This is a genomic window from Arthrobacter sp. MYb214, assembly GCF_002979865.1.
Taxonomy (GTDB): Bacteria; Actinomycetota; Actinomycetes; order Actinomycetales; family Micrococcaceae; genus Glutamicibacter.
This window is the reverse complement of sequence record NZ_PCPZ01000004.1, coordinates 243,554-257,791: the sequence shown is the minus strand read 5'-3', so window position 1 is coordinate 257,791 and position 14,238 is coordinate 243,554. Positions and strand designations below refer to the sequence as shown.

At 61.3% G+C, this 14,238-nt stretch carries 15 protein-coding genes; 10 read left to right on the top strand and 5 right to left on the bottom strand.

Going from position 1 to position 14,238, the window contains the following annotated elements:
- The first annotated feature begins 228 nt into the window (after positions 1–228).
- The 3 genes from CQ012_RS17465 (at position 229) to CQ012_RS12005 (ending at position 3,625) form a co-directional block, all read left to right on the top strand.
- Entirely contained in the window at positions 229–924 is a 696-nt protein-coding gene (locus CQ012_RS17465; protein ID WP_181149068.1) for a hypothetical protein, read from the top strand.
- A 22-nt stretch (positions 925–946) separates the two neighbouring features.
- Positions 947–1,336, top strand: coding sequence for a hypothetical protein (locus CQ012_RS12010; RefSeq protein WP_286134660.1), 390 nt, complete (start codon positions 947–949; stop codon positions 1,334–1,336).
- A 798-nt stretch (positions 1,337–2,134) separates the two neighbouring features.
- Positions 2,135–3,625: a SulP family inorganic anion transporter gene (locus tag CQ012_RS12005; protein ID WP_105656477.1), complete on the top strand. Its 1,491-nt coding sequence runs from the start codon at positions 2,135–2,137 to the stop codon at positions 3,623–3,625.
- 10 nt (positions 3,626–3,635) lie between these two features.
- Here the strand turns inward: CQ012_RS12005 and CQ012_RS12000 are convergent, their stop codons facing one another.
- Entirely contained in the window at positions 3,636–4,583 is a 948-nt protein-coding gene (locus CQ012_RS12000; protein ID WP_166650757.1) for a GGDEF domain-containing protein, read from the bottom strand.
- Positions 4,584–4,807: 224 nt separating this feature from the next.
- Between CQ012_RS12000 and CQ012_RS11995 the strand changes: the two genes are divergently transcribed.
- Entirely contained in the window at positions 4,808–5,503 is a 696-nt protein-coding gene (locus tag CQ012_RS11995) for an EAL domain-containing protein (RefSeq protein WP_105662275.1), read from the top strand.
- Here the strand turns inward: CQ012_RS11995 and CQ012_RS11990 are convergent.
- The 3 genes from CQ012_RS11990 to CQ012_RS11980 all read right to left on the bottom strand — a co-directional run bounded on the left by CQ012_RS11990 (position 5,465) and on the right by CQ012_RS11980 (position 8,936).
- Positions 5,465–5,686 carry a hypothetical protein gene (locus CQ012_RS11990; RefSeq protein WP_286134077.1) on the bottom strand — a complete coding sequence of 74 codons (222 nt, stop codon included), beginning with the start codon at positions 5,684–5,686 and terminating at the stop codon, positions 5,465–5,467. The genes CQ012_RS11995 and CQ012_RS11990 overlap by 39 nt on opposite strands.
- Positions 5,683–7,035, bottom strand: coding sequence for a glycosyltransferase family 2 protein (locus CQ012_RS11985; RefSeq protein ID WP_105662374.1), 1,353 nt, complete (start codon positions 7,033–7,035; stop codon positions 5,683–5,685). Before CQ012_RS11985 ends, CQ012_RS11990 begins: the two co-directional genes overlap by 4 nt.
- Before the next feature lie 287 nt (positions 7,036–7,322).
- Positions 7,323–8,936, bottom strand: coding sequence for an AMP-binding protein (locus CQ012_RS11980; protein WP_105662274.1), 1,614 nt, complete (start codon positions 8,934–8,936; stop codon positions 7,323–7,325).
- A gap of 351 nt (positions 8,937–9,287) precedes the next feature.
- Between CQ012_RS11980 and CQ012_RS11975 the strand changes: the two genes are divergently transcribed.
- From CQ012_RS11975 to CQ012_RS17630, 5 genes are all read left to right on the top strand, one after another.
- Complete coding sequence (locus CQ012_RS11975) at positions 9,288–10,199, top strand: LysR substrate-binding domain-containing protein (protein ID WP_105662373.1); 912 nt, start codon at positions 9,288–9,290, stop codon at positions 10,197–10,199.
- The gene (locus CQ012_RS11970; RefSeq protein ID WP_105662273.1) at positions 10,180–11,301 is read left to right on the top strand and encodes a mandelate racemase/muconate lactonizing enzyme family protein; all 1,122 of its coding nucleotides are present in this window, start codon (positions 10,180–10,182) and stop codon (positions 11,299–11,301) included. Before CQ012_RS11975 ends, CQ012_RS11970 begins: the two co-directional genes overlap by 20 nt.
- Positions 11,302–11,312: 11 nt before the next feature.
- Positions 11,313–11,591 (top strand): muconolactone Delta-isomerase, encoded by a 279-nt coding sequence (catC, locus tag CQ012_RS11965; protein ID WP_105662272.1) that lies wholly within the window; start codon positions 11,313–11,315, stop codon positions 11,589–11,591.
- Between the two features lie 193 nt (positions 11,592–11,784).
- Positions 11,785–12,642 (top strand): catechol 1,2-dioxygenase, encoded by an 858-nt coding sequence (gene catA, locus CQ012_RS11960; RefSeq protein ID WP_105656483.1) that lies wholly within the window; start codon positions 11,785–11,787, stop codon positions 12,640–12,642.
- Between the two features lie 117 nt (positions 12,643–12,759).
- The gene (locus tag CQ012_RS17630; protein WP_166650756.1) at positions 12,760–12,912 is read left to right on the top strand and encodes a hypothetical protein; all 153 of its coding nucleotides are present in this window, start codon (positions 12,760–12,762) and stop codon (positions 12,910–12,912) included.
- 153 nt (positions 12,913–13,065) lie between these two features.
- Here the strand turns inward: CQ012_RS17630 and CQ012_RS11955 are convergent, their stop codons facing one another.
- Positions 13,066–13,407 carry a DUF1801 domain-containing protein gene (locus CQ012_RS11955; protein ID WP_286134659.1) on the bottom strand — a complete coding sequence of 114 codons (342 nt, stop codon included), beginning with the start codon at positions 13,405–13,407 and terminating at the stop codon, positions 13,066–13,068.
- Positions 13,408–13,661: 254 nt separating this feature from the next.
- On the opposite strand from CQ012_RS11955, the gene CQ012_RS11950 reads away from it, so the two are divergent.
- Positions 13,662–14,162 (top strand): hypothetical protein, encoded by a 501-nt coding sequence (locus tag CQ012_RS11950; protein ID WP_105662271.1) that lies wholly within the window; start codon positions 13,662–13,664, stop codon positions 14,160–14,162.
- The last annotated feature ends 76 nt before the right edge of the window (positions 14,163–14,238 follow it).

Sequence of the window (14,238 nt, the reverse complement as noted above, 5' to 3'; positions counted from 1 at the left end):
AGGAGAATTTGGGCATCATGATTACGGCATGGAAGGAGAGCTGCGATCAGGGCTACCAGGGGTATCAGAATGGCCAAAGTTCCTAATAACCGCACCCCGCGGCCGTGGAACCTAAATTCCATGTGCGGACTTGGACCAATGGTAGATTCTCGAAAATCGGTTACACTACTATCGATAATAAAAACGTCCCATTCATATCTAAATGTTTAATATTCAACTTAGACCATAATGATGAAATTTTCCTTTGTCGCATTACCCCTTGCATTGTATTTGGTGACTGTATCGCCAGGGACGGCGCAAGCTGTTGAAACTCCGGTTGGCGAAACCTACACGTTGCAGCAGTCCTCGGAATACGCCCTTTCAACGAAAGATTTTTTCTCCGAAAAGACCTCTGCAGAATCCAACTACATTGAAGCGGCATCACCTGCCGAAGCAGTAGCCAAAATGAACATGATGGATGAACTGCGTCAAGCGGGATTCAACGTGGGGACCATGGCAAAGGTTAACTATGGGCCTTGCAAGATCGTGGCCGAAGGTTTTCACACCAGAAAATCCGGGAAGTACGAGACGGGTGGCTTCAAATCCACTACCTATTGCACCAAGAAAGTCACTGCGATCCACCATTCTTCCCAGGCACGTTTTAAGCGGCTTGCGTGGTGGGTCAAGGGTGGTCGCGCGATTGGCCAGCCAGCCCAAAAGATAAAAGCTGGTAAACATAATGGCACCTACTACCCGACTGTCTTCCAGCAGACAAATCACGCGCTGACATGTAAATCTGCAAAAACGACCACTTGGTCAGGTCGCACCCTCGGAACAATTGTCTACAATGGCAAGACTTACTATGCTGATGCTTATGCTCCTGTGCAGAAGGGGGTTCGATGCGCCTCTAAGCAATATCCTGACAAAAATCAAGAATCGTCTTAGATCGAAATATTCAGAGGAACTGATGGTTTTCGTTGTCTACGGTAAACAACCCAGCCCGTTTCCAGATCTAGAACACATAGAGCCAATAATTGCGATCGTGGCCAGTGAGCGTGAATGCTATGAGATTCAGGAAAAGTACCCAGAAACTCAAGTCAGCTGGGAAGCTCGGAAGGTCCAGAATACTGAAGGCATGGAACTGACAGGGGGCGGCATTCTGTATCTCACGCATACTACTTTATTGCCGTACGACGAGGATGGCGATGGGAATCCAATCTTCGGAATCATGGAGTCCCCACAGCCTACAGGCCTATATTGCAGTCGGGACACCGCTGAGCAAGAAGCACCGGGTCAATATCTGCACAGAGTCAGCCTCGGTGAAACAAACCTTCGCGGTGTCGGCGAGCTTTTGTGATAAGCATCCAGTTCCTTACGCCAGTATGTGAAGTTGCCGAACGTGAAAAGGGGGCAAACCAGGCGTGGCTTCTCAGCGTGATGATGGCCGCACCAAAGGAGACAGGTTGACCCGTACCGAACATCGCTGAAATTTTCAGCATTGCTCATGCAACCGACTGTCAGACCAGCAGACGAGCCATCGAGCCTACAATTCAATATTGTGATTCAGACACTGCATTTGGCCTCCGGTCATGTGGCATGCCGATGGAGGCCATACGATCTGGTTCAGCAGTTAAAAAAGTCGGCTGTGCCTACCGTGCGCTTCAATTTCTCCGACTTAGACCCACAGCAGGGTTGTGACGGCAATTTTGATATTCACCCCTCACCGGCACCAAAGTAACGATTCGCAGGACCGCGCAGCACTGATGAAATCCGTGCGAACAAAGTACCGACCTTCCTCCATGTGGATTCGAGCATGCACCGCTCGTCACCACGAAACTTCGACAGCGGAATGGAAATCTCGTCGATAGGAACATTCAGTAGTCGTAACCACAACCCACCGTGGATTGATTGGCTCCGCAGCGTAATTTGGCAGGAAACGGTGCTTTCTCAGTAAAGACCTCGTGGAGAGTACCAGGCCTGGGCTCTGACTGTTGAGCAATCTGTTCATTCTCCCAACCGGCGAGCGCGTACCTCCCGAATGACGGTCAGCGCCTGCGTCCGATCTGCAGCCCTGAGCCCAATCGGGCATAGGTGCGATAACGTAGACGGGTTCCCAATTTCCCTTCCCTGGGACATCTGACGAAACGGAGCCCCGGTGAGTACCGCGACCGCTGAACTGACGCCCCTGCAACGACAGTCGGTGCTGCGCACCCTGAAGTCCCCGCGATTGCTCAAGACAGAGCTGCTCGCCGGCCTGGTAGTCTCCCTGGCACTGATCCCCGAGGTCATCGCCTTCACCGTGATCGCCGGAGTCGACCCGCGCGTGGGCATCTTCGCGTCCTTCACGATGTCGGTGGTCATCGCGATCACCGGCGGGCGCCCGGCGATGATTTCGGCAGCTGCCGGCGCGGTGGCTCTGGTGGTCGCACCGCTGGTGCGCACCCACGGGGTGGAGTATCTCTTCGCCACGGTGGTCCTGGCCGGCATCATCCAGGTATCACTGGCGCTGCTGGGCGTGGCCAAGCTGCTGCGCTTCATCCCGCGCCAGGTGATGATCGGCTTCGTCAACGGCCTGGCCATCTCGATTTTCTGGGCGCAGATGCCCGAGCTGCGCAATGTCCCGTGGATGGTCTACCCGCTGGTGATCCTGGGCGTGGCCATCGTGTGCTTCTTCCCGAAGATCACCAAGGCGGTTCCGGCTCCGCTGATCGCCATCGTGGTGCTCACCGCGATCACCATCTTTGCCAAGGTCGCCGTTCCGACCGTGGGCGGCAAGGGCGAACTGCCTGATTCGCTGCCGATCTTCCACCTGCCCGGGGTGCCGCTGGACCTGGAGACCCTGCAGATCATCGCGCCCTACGCGATCGCGGTGGCCTTCGTGGGGCTGCTCGAATCGCTGCTGACCGCCAAGCTGGTCGATGACATCACCGATACCCCGTCAAGCAAGACCCGCGAGTCCTGGGCACAGGGCACCGCGAATATCGTCACCGGCTTCTTCGGCGGCATCTGCGGCTGCGCGATGATCGGCCAGACCATGGTGGGCGTGAAGGTCTCCGGCGGGCGCACCCGCATCTCCACCGCCTTCGCCGGCATCTTCATGCTGCTGCTCGCGGTGCTGCTCGGCGACATTGTCGCGCAGATTCCGATGGCGGCCCTGGTGGCGGTGATGATCGTGGTTTCGGCGACCACCTTCGACTGGCATTCCATCCGACCGAGCACGCTGAAGATGATGCCCAAGAGCGAAACCTTCGTCATGGCCATCACCGTGGCGCTCACCGTGATCACCAGCAACCTGGCCATCGGCGTGGGGGCGGGCATCCTCTCGGCGATGGTGCTTTTCGCCAATCGCGTGGCGCATATGGTCACCGTGGATCGCAGCGCAACCCCGGATGCCGCCGTGTACAAGGTTAACGGCGAACTGTTCTTCGCCTCCTCGAACGACCTGTACACCCAGTTCGACTACGCGCAGGACCCCGAGAAGGTCATCATCGACATGTCCGATTCGCACCTGTGGGACGCCTCGACCATCGCCGCCCTGGACTCGATCCGCACCAAGTACCAGAACTACGGGAAAACCGTGGAAATCCGCGGCCTGAACGAGGCCAGCCAGAAGATGCAGGACCGCCTGGGCGGGAAGCTGAACTAGGGCACGGAGCTCAGCTTCCCTCCGCGCTCTTTCCGCGTTCGGCCGTCCGCAGGCGCTTGGAGGAGTACATGTCCCGGTCGGCACGGAGAATCATCGTGCTCAAGTTGTCATCCGTGCGGGCTTCTGCCGTTCCGAAGCTCCACGCCAGCGGCGATGTAAGCTCGATGCGCTCCATCAGCACCTGAGCCTGGCCACGGGTCGTATTAGGGAAAACCAGCACGAATTCATCGCCGCCCAAGCGGCTGACCAGGTCCCCGGCCCGCGTGGCACTGCGCAGATGCCGCACCAGTTGCTTCAAGGCAAGATCCCCGGCTTCGTGGCCGCCTTGGTCGTTGATCTCCTTGAATCCGTCCAGGTCCAGCAGCGCCACAGCCAGGGGCCTGCGGTATTTCCGGGAGGAGAGCAAGGCGGCATCGCCGCGCACGGCCAGCCCGACGCGGTTCAAGGCCCCGGTCAATGCGTCGATCTGGGTTTGCTGGCGGAACCGGCGCTTGACGTAGAGGCCGACGAACATCCCGGCGACGGTGAAGAAGACCAAGCTCAGCACGTTCAACAGCCCGCTTTGGTGCTCGGTGCCCACAGCAGGGCCGAAGAACACCGAGTAGGGAATCGTGAAAGCCATGATCGGGTAGATGGTCCACCGGGTGACGGCCGGGGGAAAGAGCCACGACATGTACAGTGCGATGAGCGGAAATTCCTGGAGCCTGAAGACGATCTGCTCATGGTTTAGCGAAAAACCCACGAAGACCACGAAGGCCGACAGTTCGGCCAGGGCCCCGAGATAGGCGATCCACAACGGAAAACGATCCAGCATCCACCACACGGCGATCACCAGCCCCAGCGCCCCGGCAACCCTGGCTACCGCCAGCTTCTGGAAGAGCGGAGAGCTGAAATCATTGCCCAGGTTGACCACATAGAAAAGCAGCAGGAAAACTGCCACCATCCCTGTGACAGCCACTTCCAATCGCTTGATGCGGCGGAGCCTGGCTGGCAGGAACCGGCTCCACCAAATTCCGTCGTCGTTTGACCGCCGATCCATTGTCCTCGGCATGCCATCACCCGCTTTCTCTTTAATTCATCTTAACCGCGTGATCCCGGCCAGTGGCGCGGTAAGATCTCATTCGTAGCAACAGCCTAATCAGCAATCAAGTTGCCAGCCCATACCGCCAGGTTAGGTAGTCCATGAAGTTCGTATTCCAGCCATTGATCAACCTGCGTTCCACAACGCTGCTGGGTTTCGAGGCACTGGCGCGCTTCAGCGACGGGCGCAGCCCTGACGAGCATTTCTCCGCGGCCCGGACCGAAGGCAACCTGGTAGAACTTGAGCTTCGCGCTCTGGAGCGCATTGTCGAATCCAGCCAAGGCCTGCCCGACGGGCTGCTGCTCACCATGAATGCTTCGGGTCCAGCGATCAGGGCGTTCGCGCACTCAGAGCCGGCACTCGATCCCCGGCTGCTCTGGGGCCTGGAACTGCACGAGCAGTCCGCGCCGGAAGTTTGCGATGCCGCCCGCATCCATGCAGATGAGCTCGGCTGCCTGCTGCTGGTTGACGATGCCGGCATCGGCTATGCAACGCGGGGGCGCATCCTCCGGCTGAAGCCGCACATTGTGAAGCTGGACCGTTCGCTTTTCATCCGCTACCTGGCATCGACGCAGGCTCGCGAACACGTTGACATCCTGCTGGCCGCTGCCCGCGAGATCGGTGCCAGAACTCTGGTCGAGGGGATCGAAACCGGTGAACATCTGGATCTGGCCCGGAAGCTGGACTTCGACTATGCGCAGGGCTTCTATTTCAGCCCGGGCATAGAGCTTGCGGGGTTGCCAGCTGCGATGCATGAGCTACACGGACGCCTCGGGATCGATATTCCGGGTTTCTGAGCGCCGTTCCCGTCCCCGCGAGCTGCGGATCCGGATCACCGGCAGCAGCTTGGCCAGTCCCAGGACCAGATAGAGCACGGTGTTGATCGCGACGAACGAAGCGAGCACCGCGAACCAATCACTGAGCAGAACGCTCTCGGGAAGAATGATTCCATGTGGAATCTGGACGAGGTGATTCATCATGAGGTGCTTTCCTTACGTGCGGCGCCCGCGTGGTCGACGTGCTTCCAATCCGCGCTCCGGGCAAACGCGATATCCCCTACGCCCTTGAGGAACGCAAGGTCCAGGAAGGCGTCATAGACCAATTCCGGAATCACCAGCGCGGCGATGATCCTGGCTTTCCAGCCGCCGTGCCAGACCGTGACCACGCGCTCGACAGCGAAGAGCGCTCCAAGCAGCATCCAGAAGGGGAACCACACCCAGTTGTCCATGGAGACCAGCATGATGATCATCAGCGCGAAATAGCTGAACAGCGCGATCACGCCGTAGCCGATGCCGATCTGCTGGGCCCAGTACCGCGTGGTCTGCGGGGTGACTCCGTACGCGCCCAGATTCTCCAAGGCGCCGCGCTGCCAGCGCAGCCGCTGCGCCCACAGCATCTTCCAGTTGGGCATCAGCTCGGTGACCACCGTGCAGTCCTGCGGCGATGTGGTCAGCGCGCCGAGGGTTTTCAGCGCAATGGTCAGTTCGTTGTCTTCGGTCAAAGCCGCCGTGTCGTAGACCTCGCCGAAGGTGCCCGGCAGCATGCTCCCGCGTGCCGCAGCCACTTCGCGCAGGGCCGTCGCGCGGAACACCGAGGCCGTTCCGGTCAGCACGAAGACCCGGCCGTCGCGACGGCCGATTTCGCGTTGGTAGCGGGTGTACTCATTGCGCTGGAACTGGCCGATCAGCCCATGGCCCTCTTCTCCGTGGAACAGCCCGCCCACGGACATCAGCGCGCGGTCCCAGGTGAAGCGGTCCCGGGCGGTTGCCAGGAAGTCCGCGCCGATCTGGCTGTCGGCATCCATCACCATGACGCAGTCGTTATCGCCCATCCCGGGCAGGATCGAGTGCAGCGCCTGGTTCAGCGCGCCGCCCTTCTTGTGCTTGTTCTCCACCGATTCGAACACCTCGACCCCGTGCTCGCGGGCAACTTGCACGGTCCGGTCGGTGCAGTTGTCGGCAACCACGATGATGCGCGAGGGAGCAAAGCTCTGCTCTTCCAGTGCTTTCAGGGTGTACGGCAGGGAGGCTTCTTCATTGTGCGCCGGGATCAGCACGGTCACGGTCACCGGCCCGGCGTAGATGCCCCGCGTCCGGGCCATCACCGCCTTGGGCGCCAGCGGCCGGCTCGATTTCTGGATCGGCGTCCGGCGATAGCGCCAGGTGACAAAGCGTTCGCCCAGGACCACCAGCAGCACCAGGATGACCGCTGCGGCGACGGCGAAAGCGAGGATGGACAGATCCGGCAGCTCGGTGCTGTAGAAAGTAGTCCAGAGTTTTCCGATATGGACCTCGATCGGGTTCCACATCAGCGCAGGCTTCCCGCTCATGCTTAACGCCCAGGCCAAGAGCGAGGCCGCGAGAACGACGATCAAAATGACAGCGATGCCCACTAAGCGGCTGAAATGTTTCTGCAAGTACGCGCCCCATTCACGTTCGGATTCCTTGGCAACCCCTGGCCTGGACCTGATCTGGATCAGCAAATCATGCCAGGCTTGCCCAAGGCAAGCTACTTGGAAAACTAGCAGTCGGAAAAATCATCGACGCAGTATTTATGTCCAAGGTCACCTCCACCCAAAGCAACGCTGTGCCTTGCGCCCTGCCTGGTGGCATTTGGCTACAGTTCGAGCACTTTCGCCGCATCCTCGCGCAGCTGGTTCTTGCGGATCTTCCCGGTGACGGTGGTCGGGAAATCCTGCAGGATCTGCACGTAGGCGGGGATCTTGTAATGCGCCAGATGCCCGGTGCAATATTCGCCGATGGCCGCAACGTCCAGGGGTTCGCGGCCGTCCCTCATGCGGATGCAGGCGCAGATCGCCTCGCCGTACTTCTCATCGGGCACCCCGACCACCTGCACGTCCTCGATATCCGGATGCTTGTAGAGGAATTCCTCGATTTCCGCCGGGTAGATGTTCTCCCCGCCACGGATCACCATGTCCTTGATGCGGCCCACGATGGTGCAGCACCCGTCCTCGCGCATCACCGCCAAGTCGCCGGTGTGCATCCAGCCTTCGTCGTCGATGGCCGCCCGGGTCTTGTCTTCGTCGTTCCAGTAGCCGAGCATCACCGAGTAGCCGCGGGTGCAGTATTCGCCGGTTTCCCCGCGCTGCAGGGTTTCGCCGCTCACCGGGTCCACCACCTTGATTTCCACATGCGGGTGCACCCGGCCGATGGTGGAGGTGCGGCGCTCGATATCGTCGTCGCTGCGGGTCTGGCAGGAGACCGGCGAGGTCTCGGTCATGCCGTAGGCGATGGACACCCCGTCCATGCCCATCTCGTCGATGCAGCGGCGCATCACCTCGACCGGGCAGATGGATCCGGCCATGATGCCGGTGCGCAGCGACGAAAGGTCGTAGTCCTTGAAATTGGAGAGGTTCTGCATGGCGATGAACATCGTGGGCACCCCGTACAGGCCCGTGCATTTCTCCTCCGCCACCACCCGCAGCGTGGTTTCGGCGTCGAAGCCCGGGGCCGGGATGACGATGGTCGCGCCCCGGGAGGTGCAGCCCAGGTTGCCCATCACCATGCCGAAGCAGTGGTAGAACGGTACCGGGATGCACAGCCGGTCATGCTCGTCCAGATCGATCATGCCGGTGACCTGGTAGCCGTTATTCAGGATGTTGCGGTGGCTGAGCACCGCGCCCTTGGGGTAGCCGGTGGTGCCCGAGGTGTACTGGATGTTGATCGGGTCCCCGGGCTTGGTGGCCGCCAGATGCCGGGCCAGCTCCTCGTCGCTGACCTGCTCGCCCTCGCCCAGCAATTGGGCGAAGTCCCCGGTGTCCACGTAGACCACGCGTTCGAGGCTCGGGGTGTCGGCGCGGGTCGCCTCCACCATCGAACGGTAGTTGCTGGTCTTGAATTCGGAGACCGCCAGCAGCAGGCGCACCCCGGAGTGGTTGACCGCGTAGGCGTATTCGTGGGTGCGGTAGGCAGGATTGACATTGACCAGGATGACGCCGATCTTCGCGGTGGCGTACTGCGCGAATACCCATTCCGCGCAGTTAGGTGCCCAGATGCCCACCCGGTCTCCCGCCTCCAGGCCGGCGGCCAGCAGGCCCTTGGCCAGGGAGTTGATCTGCGCATCCAGTTCACTCCATGACCAACGCCGTCCGCTGGCCGCTTCGACCAGTGCTTCTGCCGGCCCGAAGCGGGCAGTGGTGCGTTCGAAGTTCGCTCCGATCGTCTCTTCGATCAGCTGCGGTCCGCTCTCGCCCTGGGCATAAGCCTTCATCTGCGTACCCCTTCATGGATCGCCTCGTCGGAATTGGCGGGGACACGAAACATGTGCCCAGCGTCACATTCACACCCTAGCCGCGAGCTGTCCCGCTGCCAAGCGCCAGGAAGGAGCCGCGCCGGTGGCCAAGTGGCGGCATGGGGCAACATGGGGCCCGTGGCAGTCCAGTGCCTCCCGGCATAATTCAACCCTGGAAATCAATCGTTGAATACAGTGCGGCCCAGTCATTCATACTTGTAGACTCTCAATCGACCCAGAATAAGTATTTCACCCTCTTGGACCGCCGCGTTAGAGTTGCCAGCAAGCGTCTTCTGCGCATTCGACGCGCGGTCCGACGATCGGAGCACCATGGACACGAGACTACTTCGCTACTTTGTCGCCGTCGCCGAAGAACGCCATTTCGGCCGCGCAGCGGCGCGCCTGCATATCGCGCAGCCCCCGCTCTCCCAGCAGATCAAGCAGCTCGAAGAGACCCTGGATACCCAGCTGCTGATCCGCACCACGCGCAAGGTGGAACTGACCAACGCCGGTGAGCTGCTGCTGCGCCGCGGGCGCATCCTGCTTGCAGAGCTCGACCAGCTCTCCCGCGATGTGCGCACCGTGGGCCAAGGCGCGCTGGGCGTGCTGCGACTGGGTTCCACCGGCAGCGCCACCTCGCGCATCATGCCCAAGCTCATCGAAGCCAGCTCCCAGCAGATGCCGGGCCTGCAGCTGAATGTGCAGGGCGAAATGCTCACCCCGCAGATGGTCGAGGGACTGGTCGAGGGACGCCTGGACCTGGCCATCCTGCGCCCGCCGGTGCGCGGCACCGAGGTGGACTACATGCTGCTGGACCGCGACCACCTGGCCGTGGCGCTGCCGCTGGGCCACCCGCTCGCCGCCCACGATGAGCTGGACCTGGAACAGCTGGCTGGCGAGAAGTTCATCTGCTACCCGCCATCCTCCGCGGTGAACAACATCATCATGGACTCCTGCCGCCGAGTGGGCTTCGCCCCGCAGATCGCGCAGGTGGCCAGCGAGACTTCCACCCTGCTCACCTTCGTCGCCGCGGGCCTGGGCATCGGGTTGCTGCCCACCACACACTACCTGCCGCACAGCACCCGGATCACCTTCCGGCCGCTGCGCAACGCACCGGCCGTCGACCTGGCGATCGCCTGGAAGGCCGGCAACGAGTCTGCGCTGGTGCGCAACTTCCTGGAACTTTGCACATTGCTCAACCCCCTAGAAAGGCTGGACCCCGATGCGAATCCAGCGGATTGAAACAATCCCCTACGCCATCCCCTACAACCACCCGCTGCGCTTTGCCAGCGGCGAGGTGCACACCGCCGAGCACGTGCTCATCCGCGTGCACACCGACGAAGGCGTGATCGGCACCGCCGACGCCCCGCCGCGCCCGTACACCTACGGCGAGACGCAGAAGTCCATCGTCGCGATCGTGCAGGATGTCTTCGCCCCGCAGCTGATCGGCCTGGAGATCATGGACCGCGCCAAGATCCGCCAGGTGCTGGATAGGACCATCCACAACCAGGTGGCCAAGGGCGCGATCGACATCGCCGTCTGGGACGCCATCGGCCAGGCGCTGGGCACGCCGGTGCACAAGCTGCTCGGCGGCTTCACCGACTCGATGCGCGTGAGCCACATGCTCGGCTTCAAGCCCGCCCAGGCGCTGCTCGACGAGGCCCTGCGCTTCGTCGAGCAGTACGGCATCACCACCTTCAAGCTCAAGGTCGGCCGCCGCCCGCTCGCCCTGGACATCGAGGCCTGCCGCGTGCTGCGCGAAGGGCTGGGCGAGGACGTGGAGCTCTACCTGGACGCCAACCGCGGCTGGAGCGCGAACGAGTCCATGGAGGTGCTGCGCCAGACCGAGGGCCTTGGCCTGACCATGCTCGAAGAGCCGTGCGATGCCAAGGAAGCGATGAGCCGACGCCGCCTGGTCGAACGCTCCCCGATCCCGATCGTCGCCGACGAGTCCGCGCCCACCGCGGGCGATGCCTCGCGCGAACTGCTCTCCGGCGGCGCGAACGCAATCTGCATCAAGACCGCCCGCTCGGGCTTCACCGAAGCCACCGAAATCCTGGGCCTGTGCACCGGACTGGGCGTGGATGTCACCATGGGCAACCAGATCGACACCCAGGTCGGCTCGCTGGCCACGGTGACCTTCGGCGCGGCCTTCGAAGCCACCAGCCGCCGCGCCGGTGAACTGTCCAATTTCCTGGACATGGCCGATGACCTGCTCGCCGAGCCGCTGCAGATCGTCAACGGCCGCATTCCGGTGCGCACCGTGCCCGGCGTGGGCGCCGCCATCGACGAATCCAAGCTGGCGCGCTACCGCCAGGACCACGTGCTTTCCACCTCGAACTAAAGGAGATCCCCATGTTGTTCCTCGCCCGTATGGACGTTGTTTTCCCGGACCACCTGACCAATGAGCAAGTCGCTGACTTCCAGGCCCGGGAAAAGGAGTACTCCGCAAGCCTGCAGCGCAGCGGCAAGATGCAGGGCATCTGGCGCGTGGTCGGCGAGTACGCGAACCACTCGCTGTACAACGTCGAATCCAACGACGAACTGCACGAAATCCTCAGCGGCTTCCCGATGTACCCGTACATGAAGATCAAGGTCACCGCGCTGGCCAGGCATCCGAATTCGCTGGCCTAGGACTTTTCCGGACCGGCGGATTCCCTCCGTGTCCCAGCCCACAAGCATTGATATTCAAAACGTTCCAATGGCCGACAAATGAGTATTTCACTTGGCATAGACGCTGCACTACATTGAATATCAATCACCCGGGATGATGGGGGTCACAGTATGGATCCGCATCCGCCACACCACATAATTTAGGGGAGTCACCATGACCACTGAAACTCCAGCAGACGCAACTGCAGCCAAGTCCGGCAACGCCGCCACCGACAGCTTCCGCAACTCCGGCAAGCTCGGCAGCATCGCGACCTCCACCGAGCGCGTGAACATGCTTGCTTCCAAGCTCGTCAAGGCCGCCAACGACATCATCCTCGAAGAGCGCGTGAGCTACGACGAGTTCAATGCCCTGAAGGCATGGTTGATCAAGGTTGGCGACGACGGCGAATGGCCATTGTTCCTGGACGTGTGGCTGGAGCACTCGGTGGAAGAGGTCGCCACCGACCACCGCGAAGGTAACAAGGGCTCGATCGAAGGCCCTTACTACGTGCCCGAAGCGCCTTCGCAGAACACCCCTGCCACCATCTCGATGCGCGAGGACGAGAAGGGCACCAACCTGCTCTTCCAGGGCCAGGTCCGCTCCACCGACGGCTCGGCGCTGAAGAACGCCAAGATCGAGCTGTGGCACGCAGACGAAGAGGGCTTCTACTCGCAGTTCGCCCCTGGCATCCCCGAGTGGAACCTGCGCGGCACCTTCATTGCTGACGAGGAAGGCAACTTCCAGATCAACACCATGCAGCCAGCCCCGTACCAGATCCCGACCGACGGCGCCTGCGGCCAGCTGATCGCCGCCGCCGGCTGGCACGCGTGGCGCCCAGCGCACCTGCACCTGAAGGTCTCCGCCGAGGGCCACGAGTTGCTCACCGCCCAGCTGTACTTCCCGGGCGATGCGCACAACGACGACGACATCGCCACCGCGGTGAAGCCGGAACTGATGCTCGACGTGCACCCAGCAGCATCGGGCAACGGCAAGCAGGTCACCTACGACTTCGTGCTCGACCCTGTGAAGTAAGCCCCAGCGCGCCTCAACACGGCGGGGGTCCCGGCAGCATTGGCCGGACCCCCGCCGTTGCCGTACCCGGAACCTCGACGAACGGGCGAACACCCGCCAATCCAATGGGAGCGCAGCATGAATGCTTCAACACTGAACGATCCAGCCGGGAAGTTCCAACCCCAATCCATCGCGCACCGAGCTGCCGATACCAGCGAACCCCAGAACCACTGGGCCTGGACCGGATGGATACCAGAAGAGGAGCACGGCATCTCGATGCTTGCCGCCTAGGCTTTTGCCCTCAGTACTACCGACGCGAAGCGGAAGGTCCCGACAGCAATGACGCTGCCGGGGCCTTCGGCGCACTTGAGGACGGACTCCAGGCAATGCGGCTGCCTGCAGCGGGCGCACTGTTCATCTTGCGGCCAGCTAGCTTGCTCGGGATCAGCCCGCGGCCTTCTTCACCAGGTCCCGGATCCTGTCTTCCGTTGCAGAATCCAGCGAGGTGATAGTCCATGCAACTGGATGCATGTGGGAGCCTTCCTCGTAGGCAGGATTCACGACTTCTCCAAAACCGAAAGCTACGAAGTCCTTGTCAGGCTTGATGTAGCAGACGTCTTTGCCATCCCGGACGTAGAACGGAAGTCCCCAGCGGACGATCGGCTCCAGTGATGGTGCGCTCTGCATGATTATGGCGTGAAGCCGTTCGGCAATCTCGCGATAGGGTGCTGGAGCTGTGCTGAGCTTGGCCAGAACTGCGGCGTCGCCTTTTTTGGTGAAGATCATCCCTAGTCTCCTTCTAACGGTTGGCGCTGCATTGCGGCGCTGGGTGATGTCGCTCGCGCGATCGCTTTTGGCGCCCGATCGGCCCATAATCCACCTTACCGACTAAGGGCATCTGATTCACGGATTCTTGCAGCTGGAATACAGGCAGCTGGCCTCAGGACAGCTTGATCGTGCAAGGAAGTAGCATGGACGCCCAACTCATACGCGTATTGGTTATCCCACCGAGTTGACTAGTGCACTGTTAGGCTACTGACATGCGTAAACTTCTAGCCATCTCCGGGTTCGCCATGATCGTGGCTTACGCGGCTTACGGCTCACTGCTCATGAACAATTGGGCCGTGACCGCAGCAAGTGGACTCTCCCTCGATGAAACCATTTCCGAGATGGCCTCAATGGACCAGAATTACGACTCGCTTGGAGGGTGGGTCTTCGCAGCCACTGGAACCGCCCTCGCCATTTCTTGGCTCGTTCCGGTAGTTTCTGCCGGACGCAAGCTGCCCGCCTGGGCGGCTATCGGAGCTTGGAGCCTGATCATTGCCTTAGGCGCACCGGCTTATTTCTTCGCTTCCTTCGCCAATATGAACTCGGTGGGCGACACCTTTGCCGATTGGAACGCCGATGCCGCCGCGGATCTAGCCGCACCCCTGTACATGGCCAGCGTCCTCGCCTTTGCCATACTCGCAGCCATGGCAGCCCTTGGCATCCGAACTGCCTTCACCCGCCCGCCGCGCCCCCTGCATCCAACTAGCAACTAGCACGGCACCCATCACTGCCTCCCCTGGTCCAGCGATTTTCGCGCCAGAACCACGCTTAAGCGCATTCGTATAAACT

Bases quoted from the DNA above. Each gene is read 5' to 3' on its own strand.
- CQ012_RS17465 (WP_181149068.1), top strand. From the start codon at position 229: ATGATGAAATTTTCCTTTGTCGCATTACCCCTTGCATTGTATTTGGTG.
- CQ012_RS12010 (WP_286134660.1), top strand. From the start codon at position 947: ATGGTTTTCGTTGTCTACGGTAAACAACCCAGCCCGTTTCCAGATCTA.
- CQ012_RS11995 (WP_105662275.1), top strand. From the start codon at position 4,808: ATGAAGTTCGTATTCCAGCCATTGATCAACCTGCGTTCCACAACGCTG.
- CQ012_RS11990 (WP_286134077.1), bottom strand. From the start codon at position 5,686: ATGATGAATCACCTCGTCCAGATTCCACATGGAATCATTCTTCCCGAG.
- CQ012_RS11985 (WP_105662374.1), bottom strand. From the start codon at position 7,035: ATGAGCGGGAAGCCTGCGCTGATGTGGAACCCGATCGAGGTCCATATC.
- CQ012_RS11980 (WP_105662274.1), bottom strand. From the start codon at position 8,936: ATGAAGGCTTATGCCCAGGGCGAGAGCGGACCGCAGCTGATCGAAGAG.
- CQ012_RS11975 (WP_105662373.1), top strand. From the start codon at position 9,288: ATGGACACGAGACTACTTCGCTACTTTGTCGCCGTCGCCGAAGAACGC.
- CQ012_RS11970 (WP_105662273.1), top strand. From the start codon at position 10,180: ATGCGAATCCAGCGGATTGAAACAATCCCCTACGCCATCCCCTACAAC.
- catC (WP_105662272.1), top strand. From the start codon at position 11,313: ATGTTGTTCCTCGCCCGTATGGACGTTGTTTTCCCGGACCACCTGACC.
- catA (WP_105656483.1), top strand. From the start codon at position 11,785: ATGACCACTGAAACTCCAGCAGACGCAACTGCAGCCAAGTCCGGCAAC.
- CQ012_RS17630 (WP_166650756.1), top strand. From the start codon at position 12,760: ATGAATGCTTCAACACTGAACGATCCAGCCGGGAAGTTCCAACCCCAA.
- CQ012_RS11955 (WP_286134659.1), bottom strand. From the start codon at position 13,407: ATGATCTTCACCAAAAAAGGCGACGCCGCAGTTCTGGCCAAGCTCAGC.
- CQ012_RS11950 (WP_105662271.1), top strand. From the start codon at position 13,662: ATGCGTAAACTTCTAGCCATCTCCGGGTTCGCCATGATCGTGGCTTAC.